Annotated in this window: 9 protein-coding genes and 4 tRNA genes; 5 read left to right on the top strand and 8 right to left on the bottom strand. The window is 71.1% G+C overall.

Annotated elements, in window-relative coordinates:
* The 5 genes from ACWGIU_RS16890 to ACWGIU_RS16870 form a co-directional block, all read right to left on the bottom strand.
* Nucleotides 1–1,959, bottom strand: a 1,959-nt coding sequence (locus tag ACWGIU_RS16890; protein WP_453706535.1) for a DEAD/DEAH box helicase, incomplete at its 3' end; no start/stop codon positions are given.
* A 308-nt stretch (nucleotides 1,960–2,267) separates the two neighbouring features.
* Complete coding sequence (locus ACWGIU_RS16885; protein ID WP_453706533.1) at nucleotides 2,268–2,807, bottom strand: hypothetical protein; 540 nt, start codon at nucleotides 2,805–2,807, stop codon at nucleotides 2,268–2,270.
* Nucleotides 2,808–2,931: 124 nt separating this feature from the next.
* Nucleotides 2,932–3,315 (bottom strand): fluoride efflux transporter CrcB, encoded by a 384-nt coding sequence (crcB, locus tag ACWGIU_RS16880; RefSeq protein WP_453706531.1) that lies wholly within the window; start codon nucleotides 3,313–3,315, stop codon nucleotides 2,932–2,934.
* Complete coding sequence (locus ACWGIU_RS16875) at nucleotides 3,312–3,857, bottom strand: FluC/FEX family fluoride channel (protein WP_453706529.1); 546 nt, start codon at nucleotides 3,855–3,857, stop codon at nucleotides 3,312–3,314. Before ACWGIU_RS16875 ends, crcB begins: the two co-directional genes overlap by 4 nt.
* Nucleotides 3,854–4,204, bottom strand: a complete 351-nt coding sequence (locus tag ACWGIU_RS16870; protein WP_453706527.1) for a metallopeptidase family protein — start codon at nucleotides 4,202–4,204, stop codon at nucleotides 3,854–3,856. Before ACWGIU_RS16870 ends, ACWGIU_RS16875 begins: the two co-directional genes overlap by 4 nt.
* A gap of 103 nt (nucleotides 4,205–4,307) precedes the next feature.
* Here ACWGIU_RS16870 and ACWGIU_RS16865 point away from each other — a divergent pair.
* The 3 genes from ACWGIU_RS16865 (at nucleotide 4,308) to ACWGIU_RS16855 (ending at nucleotide 4,592) form a co-directional block, all read left to right on the top strand.
* Nucleotides 4,308–4,380, top strand: a tRNA-Glu gene (locus ACWGIU_RS16865).
* A 39-nt stretch (nucleotides 4,381–4,419) separates the two neighbouring features.
* Nucleotides 4,420–4,493: transfer RNA gene (locus ACWGIU_RS16860), tRNA-Asp, on the top strand.
* 22 nt (nucleotides 4,494–4,515) lie between these two features.
* Nucleotides 4,516–4,592: transfer RNA gene (locus ACWGIU_RS16855), tRNA-Phe, on the top strand.
* Nucleotides 4,593–4,630: 38 nt separating this feature from the next.
* Here the strand turns inward: ACWGIU_RS16855 and ACWGIU_RS16850 are convergent.
* From ACWGIU_RS16850 to ACWGIU_RS16840, 3 genes are read right to left on the bottom strand one after another with little or no spacing between them, the layout of a single operon-like run.
* Complete coding sequence (locus ACWGIU_RS16850) at nucleotides 4,631–5,476, bottom strand: cytochrome c biogenesis CcdA family protein (protein ID WP_453706525.1); 846 nt, start codon at nucleotides 5,474–5,476, stop codon at nucleotides 4,631–4,633.
* Nucleotides 5,473–6,225, bottom strand: coding sequence for a DsbA family protein (locus ACWGIU_RS16845; RefSeq protein ID WP_453706523.1), 753 nt, complete (start codon nucleotides 6,223–6,225; stop codon nucleotides 5,473–5,475). The genes ACWGIU_RS16850 and ACWGIU_RS16845 overlap by 4 nt, the downstream gene beginning before the upstream one ends.
* A 58-nt stretch (nucleotides 6,226–6,283) precedes the next feature.
* The gene (locus tag ACWGIU_RS16840) at nucleotides 6,284–6,670 is read right to left on the bottom strand and encodes a hypothetical protein (protein WP_453706521.1); all 387 of its coding nucleotides are present in this window, start codon (nucleotides 6,668–6,670) and stop codon (nucleotides 6,284–6,286) included.
* A 111-nt stretch (nucleotides 6,671–6,781) separates the two neighbouring features.
* Between ACWGIU_RS16840 and hrpA the strand changes: the two genes are divergently transcribed.
* Both hrpA and ACWGIU_RS16830 read left to right on the top strand, forming a co-directional pair.
* Entirely contained in the window at nucleotides 6,782–10,705 is a 3,924-nt protein-coding gene (gene hrpA, locus ACWGIU_RS16835) for an ATP-dependent RNA helicase HrpA (RefSeq protein ID WP_453706519.1), read from the top strand.
* A gap of 81 nt (nucleotides 10,706–10,786) precedes the next feature.
* Nucleotides 10,787–10,860: transfer RNA gene (locus ACWGIU_RS16830), tRNA-Asp, on the top strand.
* The last annotated feature ends 26 nt before the right edge of the window (nucleotides 10,861–10,886 follow it).

Here is a 10,886-nt window from a genome sequence, read left to right as displayed (position 1 = left end):
GTCACCACCGGAGCGGAAACCACCGGACGGACGGTCGTCACGGCGGAAGCCACCACGGTCGCCACCACGGTCATCGCGGTTGAAGCCACCGGACGGACGGTCGTCACGACGGAAGCCACCACCGGACGGACGGTCACCACCGGAGCGGAAACCACCGGACGGACGGTCGTCACGGCGGAAGCCACCACGGTCGCCACCACGGTCGTCACGGTTGAAGCCACCGGACGGACGGCCGCCGCGGTCACCACGGTCGTCGCGGCGGAAGCCGCCACGGTCGCCACCGCGGTCGCCACCGCGGTCGCCACGACGCTCGAAGTTGCCGCGGTCGTCACGCTGGGCGCGCTGCTCCTCGCGGCGCTCCTGTGCGGCCAGCTCGGCGGCAGCGGCGGCGGCAGCAGCCGCGACCTCGGCCTCGGCGGCCTCGGCCACCTCGGCGACAGCGGCCTCCGGGTCCTCGCCACGCTCACGGGCGGAACGGGCGACGAGGCGGTCGGCCTCCTCGCGCAGCTCCACGGCGCGGCGCGACAGGCGCTCCAGCTGCTTGGTGAGCTCGGCGACCTCGCGCTCGGCCTGCTTGGCGGAGTTGTCCGCCGAGTCGGCCTGGACCTCGGTCAGCGAACGGGCACCGGTGATCTCGGCGACCTCCGGCTCGAAGGCGCCGGCGCCCTGGACGATGTGACGTGAGGCGTCGACGCCCGCGTCCTCCATCAGACGGAAGATCTGGCGACGCTGGTGCGGCAGCGCGAGGGAGACCACGACACCGGACTTGCCGGCACGGGCGGTACGGCCCGAGCGGTGCAGGTAGTCCTTGTGGTCGCCGGCCGGGTCCACGTTCAGGACCAGGTCGATGCCGTCGACGTGGATACCGCGGGCGGCGACGTCGGTGGCGACGAGCGCGTTGACGTAGCCGTCCTTGAAGTCGGCGAGGACGCGGGTACGGGCACCCTGCGTCATGCCGCCGTGCAGCGCGTCGGCCTTCACGCCGGCCTCGACGAGCTGCTCGGCGATGCGGTCGGCGCCCAGCTGGGTGCGGACGAAGATGATGGTGCGGCCCTTGCGGGCGGCGATGGCGGCGGTGACCGGCGCCTTGTCCTTCGGCTTCACGACGAGGACGTGGTGCGTCATGGTCGTGACGTTGCCCTGCGCGCTGTCGACCTCGTGCGTGACGGGGTTGGACAGGTAGCGCTTGACCAGGGTGCCGATCTCGTTCTCCATGGTGGCGGAGAAGAGCATGCGCTGGCCGCCGCCGGGGATCTGGTCGAGCAGCTCGGTGACCTCGGGCAGGAAGCCCAGGTCGGCCATCTGGTCGGCCTCGTCGAGAACGGCGATCTTGACGTTCTCCAGCGAGCAGGCGCCACGGTTGATGATGTCGCGCAGACGGCCGGGGGTGGCGACGAGGACGTCGACACCGCGCTCCAGAGCGTAGATCTGGTTGCTCATGGAGGTACCGCCGCAGACGACCTTCATCTTCAGGCCGAGCACGTCGCCGTAGGGCTGGAGCGCGTCCGCGACCTGCATCGCGAGCTCACGGGTCGGCGTGAGGATGATCGCGCGGGGCTTCTTCTTCTCGGTGTGCCCGCCGGCCAGCGAGGCCAGGGTCGGCAGACCGAAGGAGAGGGTCTTGCCGGAGCCGGTACGGCCACGGCCGAGGATGTCCTTGCCGGCCAGGGCGTCCGGGATGGTCGCGGCCTGGATCGGGAAGGGGGCGGTGACGCCGTTCTGCGCGAGCTTGCGCACGATGCCCTCGGGGAGACCGAGGTCGCCGAAGGTGATCGAGGGCTCGGCGTCCGCGTCCGCGTCGGCGTCGTCGAAGTCGGTGGTCGAGTCCTCGAAGGACTCGTCGGTGTTCACGTCGGCCTCAAGAGCCTCGATGATCTCGTCCGCCTCAGCGGCCTCGATCGCCTCGGTGACCACAAGGGCCTCGGCGTCGATGATCTCGTTGGTGTCGTTCTCGGGCATGACGGAACGGTCAGAACTGGAAATGGACATGCGAAATGCGAAACCTTCCGGAGTCTCGGCACGCGCCCAAACTCCGTGAATCGCAAATCGACCGCCTCAATGCGGTCAGCCACGGCTAGGGAGAGTACGCGCCACACGGCGCTCTTCGGATTCGGCGCCGGGCAATGGGATCAAACGATCTATAACCATACGCACCCTCCCCGGGGTCTGGCAAGTCGCTCCACCGAAAAGGTGTCTGACCTGCGAGAACTCCCCCGGGGTCGGAGCCGGACCTAGCCCCGTCGGACCCGGCCGGGTGCCCGCCCGACCTAGAGCTCGGGGACCGGCGCGGTGGTCGGCTCGGGCTGCGGACTCGGCGGCGCCGACGTGGGTTCCGTCACAGGGGGAGTGGTGGCCGGCGGCTCCGGGGTCGGGCTGGCCGAGTGCTGCCCGCCGGCCGAACCGCCCGGGCCTCCGGGTCCACCCGAACCGCCCGATCCGCCCGTGGTGGGTTCCTGCGGGCCTTGCCCGCCCGCCCCGCCGCCCGGCCCGGCCGACGGCGCGGGCACCCCCGGCCGCCCGCTCGACGCGCCCTCGCTCGGCGAGGCCCCGGTCGCGCCGGAGGCCTTGCCGTCCTCCTTGGACTTGCCCTGGCTCCCCGTACCGTCCTTGGCGCCGCGCCCGTTGCCGTGGACCCCGGAGCCCCGCCCCGAGACGGTCCCCGTGCCCGCCTCGGCGCCGCTGCGGCGGTCCCCCGAAGCGGCGGGCCCGGGCTTCGCCGCGTCCTCACCGACGCTCATGCAGCCGGCCGTCGCCGCGACCGCGAGCGCGGTGACGGCCAGTCGGAGGGAAGCGGACAACTGGCGCACGGGGGCACCTCCGGAGCCTGAGGGTGAACATTCCGCATGAGCGGGTCAATGTGCCCAACTCCCTTTGACCCGTAAGAGACACGCCCTCGACCGAACCCCTGGCCGCAACCTCGCGGGAGAACCCTCAGCCGAGGAGCTGCCGGGCCACCTGCGAACCGAGGTGCACCGCGCCCAGCCCGACCAGCACCGACATCACCACGTTCGCCGCGGCCAGGAACCCCCGGCCGCGTTCGGCCAGCCGCAGCGTCTCGTACGAGAACGTCGAGTACGTGCTCAGCGCCCCGCACAGCCCGGCCCCGAGCAGCAGCTGCAGCCGCGAGGAGGCGGCTCCCGCCAGCGCCGCCCCGGCCAGCGCCCCGAGCACCAGGCAGGCGGCCGCGTTGACCGCGAAGGTGCCCCAGGGGAAGACGGCGTCCGGACCGTCCAGCCGCGCCTGCACCGCCCGGTCCAGCAGGTAGCGCAGCGGCGCGCCGACGGCCGCGCCCGCCACCACGAGCAGCCAGTTCACCGCGGAACGCGGCCGGTCCCGCGCCCGCGGACCGCGAGCCGGGTCGCCGCGGCCGCCGCCCACACCGACCCGAGCGCCGCCACCACCGTGAGTCCGCCGTAGGCCAGGGCGGTCCCGGTCTCCCCCTCGTCCAGGAGCCGCGAGGAGTCCATCGCGTAGGTGGAGAAGGTGGTGAAGCCGCCGAGCACGCCGACCCCGGCGAAGGGCCTCAGCAGCGGATGCGGCGTGGTGCGGCCGCCCTCGCTGATCAGCACCATGAGTACGCCGATCAGCGCACTGCCGGAGGCGTTGATCCACAGGGTCGCCCACGGGAAGGCACCGGGCCCGGCCGGCCACAGCAGGGAGATCCCGTAGCGCGCCGCGCCCCCGGCCGCGCCGCCCGCCGCCACCGCCACGAGCACCCGGCCCCGCGGCTCGTCGCGCTGCGCGGGTACGTGCAGGTCGACGTCCGGATCGATCGCCTCCGCCGCCTGCGCCGCCCCGGCGCCGGGAACCGGACCCGGAACCGGTCCCGGACTCGACCCCGGACCCGGCCGGGTCACCCGTACCCCAGCGCGTGCAGCCGGTCGTCGTCGATCCCGAAGTGATGGGCGATCTCGTGCACCACGGTGACCTCCGTCTCGGCGACCACGCTCTCCCGGTCCTCGCACATGCGCAACGTGGGATTGCGGTAGACGGTGATCCGGTCCGGCAGCACCCCGGCGTACCACTCCCCGCGGTCCGTCAGCGGAGTTCCCTCGTACAGGCCGAGCAGCTCGGGGTCGCCGGCGGGTGGTTCGTCCTCGACGAACACCGCCACGTTGTCCATCAGCCGCGTCAGCTCCGGCGGAATCCGGTCCAGGGCCTCTGCGACGAGCTCCTCGAACTCCTCGCGCGTCATCTCCAGCACCCGGCCATTGTCGCTCCGGGGGAAACCGTTTTGGCGATAGCTCCCCGGATCCCATATGCTTCTCACGTCCCCGACGCGCTGAGAAGTGCCCGGCGGGCCTTTAGCCCTCATCGTCTAGTGGCCCAGGACGCCGCCCTTTCAAGGCGGTAGCACGGGTTCGAATCCCGTTGGGGGTACGCATTACCGTGTGCAAGACTTGTTCTCGCACACTGCAAGGTCCTGTGGAGCAGTTGGTTAGCTCGCCACCCTGTCAAGGTGGAGGTCGCGGGTTCAAGTCCCGTCAGGATCGCTGAAGCCGGAAACGGTTTCGTGGCTGGGTAGCTCAGTTGGTACGAGCGATCGCCTGAAAAGCGATAGGTCGCCGGTTCGACCCCGGCCCCAGCCACCATCCAGAAGGCCCCGTCCATCGGACGGGGCCTTCTGTGGTTACTCCCCTTCGGCCTCCGCCGCCGACGTCCGCTCCCGGCGGCGCCACTGCACGACGCCGACCGCCGCCGCCCCGGCGGCGACCAGGGCGAGCAGCACCCCGTCCGGGACCGCGTCCGCCAGCGAGCCGACCCACCGCTCCACGGCGAACGAGTCGTCCACGTCCAGCAGCCCCGGCAGCGCGCTCGCCCCGTCGTAGGCGAGGAACAGCGCGCCCAGGACGATGAAGAACAGCCCGGACAGCAGCGAGGTCGTGTGCAGCTCGACGCGGCCGGCGCGCAGGGTCCGCCCGCGCAGCCAGCGCCGCCTGCCCAGGTCGAACCGCTCCCACAGCAGGGCCAGTACGAACAGCGGTACGGCCATCCCCAGGGCGTAGACCGCGAGCAGCAGGCCACCGTAGACGGGACTGCCGCTGACCGCCGCGACCGTCAGCACGCTGCCCAGGATCGGGCCGGCGCAGAAACCGGCCAGCCCGTAGACCGCACCGAGCGCGTACACCGACAGGGCGGTGGTCGGCCGGATCCGGCCCGACAGCTCCGAGATCCGCTTCGGGGCGAAGCCGAGGCCCAGGATCTGCGCCACTCCGAGCGCGATGATCAGCCAGCCGCCGGCCAGCACGAGCTGATCGCGGTTGCTGTGGAAGAACCGACCGGCGTACGAGCCGGCCGCCCCGAGCGGTACGAGGGTGCTCGCAAGGCCCGCGTAGAAGATCCCGGTGCGCGCCAGGAGCCGCGAGGTGGAGTCGATGGAGTACGCGAAGAAGGCCGGCAGCAGCAGCGCGCTGCACGGGCTGAGCAGCGCGAGGAGGCCGCCCAGCAGGGCGGCCAGGTACCCGATGTCGGTCACTGCTTCGCCGCTTCGGCCTTCGCCCCGGCGATGGCGGCCGTGAAGGTGTCGAGCGGCTGGGCGCCGGCGATGGGCCTGCCGTTCAGCAGGAAGGACGGGGTGGAGGTGACGCCGATGCGGTAGCCCTCCTCCTGGTCCTTCCGCAGGGCCGCCGCGGCCTGCTCGCCGGCCATGTCCGCCGTGAAGCGGTCCAGGTCGGGGACCCCGGCCTCCCGGGCCAGCTCCACGAGCCGGGGCCCGGCGAAGCCCTTCTCCTTCGAGCCGGCGGCGTAGGCCGCCGCGTGGAAGGCGTCGAAACGGTCCTGCTGCCCGGCCGCCCAGGCCGCCTTGGCGGCGGCCTCGGACTCGGCGCCGAAGATCGGGAAGTTGCGCCACTCGATGCGCAGGGTGCCGTCCTCGACGTACTTCTTCACCAGTTCGGGCTCGATGTCCCGGGCGAACTTGCCGCAGTAGCCGCACTTGAAGTCGGAGTACTCGATGAGCACGACGGGCGCGTCGGCGCGGCCGACGGCCAGCTTGTCGCCGGACTCGCGGCGGGCGAGCGCCTTGAGCTCGGCGGCCGGGTCGGTCCGGGTCCCGGCCACGGCGCCGGAGCCGGCCGAGCCGGTCCCGGCGGGGGCGGTGGCCTGCCAGGAGAGGATGCCGAGGGTGATCGCGGCGAGGACGGCTCCCGCGGAGATCAGCAGGGGCTTGGTGGAGGACTGCCGGGCCGAGGGCTTCTTGGCCGAGGACTTCTGGGAAGAGGGCATGCGGGTGCTCCAGTGATGCGCGGGTGGTGAGGCGGGACCGGTGGGGTGACCGTCTCTTCTAGACCCGCATCACGCACAGCTCCACCGGGTCGGGCGCCGGGCGGCCGGGGCCGCGTACGAGGTTCCGTACGGGCACGGCCGCGGCCGGACCGGCCTCCTCGGGCGCCGGCCGCACCGGCGGGACCTGCGCGTGCTGCTCGCCGGCGGCGCGGGGGGGGACGGCGGGCGTACCGCCGTCCTCGGGAGCCACCGGCGCGCAGGCGGGTCCGCCGCCACCGCTGAACACGGCCGCGTGGGCCTGGACCGGGGTCGGGGCCGGGGCGAGCGCCACGGCCGGAAGCGGTGCCGGCCGGGCCTGGGCGAGCGCCACCGACGGGGCCGCGCAGCCCAGGAGTACCGCCAGGACCACGCCGAGCAGGCTCCGGACGGGACGGGGGCGGGACAAGGTGGGCTGCCTCTCATGCGTACGACCGACGGACTCGTCCCGAAATGGTACGGGTCCACCCGACAAATGCGTTCGCCACCCGGAGGGCCCAGGTGAGATCCTCGATCAGGTATGTCTACTTCCTTCGCCGCCCTGCAGACGCTTCTCGGTGAGATCTCCCTCCGTGACGCGCACCGCCTCGGCCGCCGCCTAGAAGGCGCCCGCCGTATCCGCAAGCCCGAGGCCAAGCAGGCCGTGCTCGACGAGATCGCCGCGGAGGCCACCAAGGCCGCCGAGCGTCTGGTCCGCCGCGCCTCGCGGATGCCGGAGGTCACGTATCCCGAGAACCTGCCCGTCAGCCAGAAGAAGGACGAGATCGCCGAGGCGATACGCGACCACCAGGTCGTGATCGTCGCGGGCGAGACCGGGTCCGGCAAGACCACGCAGATCCCCAAGATCTGCATGGAGCTGGGCCGCGGCGTCCGGGGCATGATCGGGCACACCCAGCCCCGCCGGATCGCCGCCCGCACGGTGGCGGAGCGGATCGCCGAGGAGCTGAGGTCCGAGATCGGGCAGACCGTCGGCTGGAAGGTCCGGTTCACCGACCAGGTGGACCAGGACGCGACCTTCGTGAAGCTGATGACGGACGGCATCCTGCTCGCCGAGATCCAGACGGACCGCGAGCTGCGCGCCTACGACACGATCATCATCGACGAGGCCCACGAGCGGTCGCTGAACATCGACTTCCTGCTGGGCTATCTGGCCACGCTGCTGCCGAAGCGTCCCGACCTCAAGGTCGTCATCACCTCCGCCACCATCGACCCCGAGCGCTTCTCCCGGCACTTCGGAGATGCTCCGATCGTCGAGGTCAGCGGGCGGACGTATCCGGTGGAGGTCCGCTACCGGCCCCTGCTGGAGGAGGACGCCGAGGACTCCGACCGGGACCAGATCACCGCGATCTGCGAGGCCGTGGACGAGCTCCAGTCCGAGGGGCCGGGTGACATCCTGGTCTTCCTCTCCGGCGAGCGGGAGATCCGCGACACCGCGGACGCCCTGAACAAACGGAACCTGCGCTTCACGGAAGTACTCCCCCTTTACGCACGCCTCTCGCACGCCGAGCAGCACCGCGTCTTCCAGCAGCACACCGGGCGCCGGATCGTCCTCGCGACCAACGTCGCCGAGACCTCGCTGACCGTCCCCGGCATCAAGTACGTGATCGACCCGGGCACCGCCCGGATCTCCCGCTACAGCCACCGCACCAAGGTCCAGCGCCTGCCGATCGAGCGGATCTCGCAGGCCAGCGCCAACCAGCGCAAGGGGCGCTGCGGCCGTACCAGCGACGGCATCTGCATCCGGCTGTACTCCGAGGACGACTTCGACGCCCGTCCCGAGTTCACCGACGCCGAGATCCTGCGGACGAACCTGGCCTCCGTCATCCTCCAGATGACCGCGGCCGGCCTCGGTGAGATCGAGAAGTTCCCCTTCATCGACCCGCCGGACCACCGCAACATCCGCGACGGCGTGCAGCTGCTCCAAGAGCTCGGCGCGCTGGACCCGGCCGAGAAGGATCCGTCGAGGCGGCTCACCCAGATGGGCCGCCAGCTCTCCCAGCTCCCCGTGGACCCGCGGCTGGCCCGCATGGTCATCGAGGCCGACAAGAACAACTGCGTCCGCGAGGTCATGGTCATCGCGGCGGCCCTGTCCATCCAGGACCCGCGCGAGCGGCCCTCGGACAAGCAGACCCAGGCCGACCAGCACCACGCCCGCTTCAAGGACGAGACCAGCGACTTCCTCTCGTTCCTCAACATGTGGCGCTACGTGCGCGAGCAGCAGAAGGAGCGCGGCTCGTCCTCGTTCCGCCGGATGTGCAAGCAGGAGTACCTGAACTTCCTGCGGATCCGCGAGTGGCAGGACATCTACTCCCAGCTGCGCACCGTCGCCAAGGGGATGGGCATCCACGTCAACGAGGCCGACGCCCCCGAGCAGGTCGTCCACGTCTCGCTGCTGGCCGGTCTGCTCTCGCACATCGGGCTCAAGGACACCGACAAGAACGAGTACCTGGGCGCGCGGTCGGCCAAGTTCGCGATCTTCCCGGGCTCCTCGCTCTTCAAGAAGCAGCCGAAGTTCGTGATGTCGGCCGAGCTGGTGGAGACCTCGCGGCTGTGGGCCCGGGTGAACGCCAAGGTGGAGCCCGAGTGGGTGGAGCCGCTGGCGCAGCACCTGGTCAAGCGCACGTACAGCGAGCCGCACTGGGAGAAGGACCAGGCGGCCGTGATGGCGTACGAGAAGGTCACGCTGTACGGCGTACCGATCGTGGCCCAACGGAAGATCAACTACGGGCGGATCGACGCCGAGGTCTCGCGCGAGCTGTTCATCCGCAACGCTCTCGTCGAGGGCGACTGGCGGACCCACCACAAGTTCTACGCCGACAACCGCAAGCTCCTCACCGAGGTGGAGGAGCTGGAGAACCGCGCCCGGCGCCGCGACATCGTGGTGGACGACGAGACGCTCTTCGACTTCTACGACCAGAAGATCCCCGCCCACGTGGTCTCCGGGGCGCACTTCGACTCGTGGTGGAAGCACAAGAAGCGCGAGGAGCCCGAACTCCTCGACTTCGAGCGCGAGATGCTGCTGACCGAGAAGGCGGCCGGGGTCACCAAGGCCGACTACCCCGACTCCTGGCGGCAGGGGCAGCTGAAGTTCCGGGTGACCTACCAGTTCGAGCCGGGCGCGGACGCCGACGGCGTGACCGTCCACATCCCGCTCCAGGTGCTGAACCAGGTCACCGACGAGGGCTTCGACTGGCAGATCCCGGGCCTGCGCGAGGAGGTCGTCACCGAGCTGATCCGCTCGCTGCCGAAGCCGATCCGACGGCACTACGTACCCGCGCCGAACTTCGCGACGCGCTTCCTGGACAGGGCGGTGCCCCTGCAGGAGCCGCTGCCGGTCACGCTGGCGCGCGAGCTCCAGCGGATGGTCGGGGTCCCGGTCTCGGCCGAGGACTTCGACCTGACCCGGATCCCGGATCATTTGAAGATCACCTTCCGGATCGTCGACGAGCGCCGCAGGAACCTCGCCGAGGACAAGGACCTGGAGGCCCTGCGGCTGCGCCTGAAGCCGAAGGCCCGCCAGGCCCTCTCCCAGGCCGCCGCGGCCACCGCCGAGCGGGCGGGCGGCGAATCGGTGGAGCGCACCGGGCTGACCGACTGGACGATCGGCACGCTGACCAAGGTCTTCGAGACCCGGCGCGCCGGCCAGCCGGTGAAGGCGTACCCGGCGCTGGTGGACGAGGGCACGAGCGTCTCGGTACGGCTCTTCGACACCGAGGCCGAGCAGCAGCAGGCCATGTGGCTGGGCACCCGGCGGCTCATCCTGCTGAACATCCCGGTGAACCCGGCGAAGTTCGCCTCGGACCACCTGACCAACCAGCAGAAGCTGGCCCTGTCCAGGAACCCGCACGGCTCCATCCAGGCGCTCTTCGACGACTGCGCGACCGCGGCGACCGACCGGCTGGTCGCCGACCACGGCGGCCCGGCGTGGAACGAGGCGGACTTCCGGAAGCTCTACGAGGCCGTCCGCGCCGACCTGGTGGACACGACCGTGCGCACGGTGAGCCAGGTGCAGCAGGTGCTGGCCGCGTGGCAGGCCTGTGAGCGCCGCCTGAAGGCCACCGGCAGCCTGGCGCTGGTCGCCAACATCCAGGACGTCAAGACGCAGCTGGCGGCCCTCGTGCCGGCCGGCTTCGTGACGCTCACAGGGCTGCGCAGGCTGCCGGACCTGATGCGCTACCTGGTGGCGGTGGACCGGCGGCTCCAGCAGATGCCCACGGGCGTCCAGCGCGACACCACTCGCATGGAGAAGGTCCACGAGATGCAGGACGAGTACGCCTGGCTGTTGGAGCAGTTGCCGAAGGGACGGCCGGTCCCGTCCACGGTCACCGACATCCGCTGGATGATCGAGGAACTGCGCGTCAGTTACTTTGCGCACGCGCTCGGGACGGCGTACCCGATCTCCGACAAGCGGATCGTGAAGGCGGTGGATGCGGCGGCACCGTGACCGGTGCCGTGGTCCGGTTCGACTGCACCCCCTGAGCTGCGGTACAGTCTGATTCGCAGCCGCCGAGCGGCCGCAAATCAAGGACCTGTGGAGCAGTTGGTTAGCTCGCCACCCTGTCAAGGTGGAGGTCGCGGGTTCAAGTCCCGTCAGGTTCGCAGAAACGTCAGGGCCCGTATCCCTC

The organism is Streptomyces sp. NPDC054840 (assembly GCF_053611065.1).
Note: the sequence above shows the minus strand (reverse complement) of the source record. Positions and strands in the feature narration are given on the sequence as shown.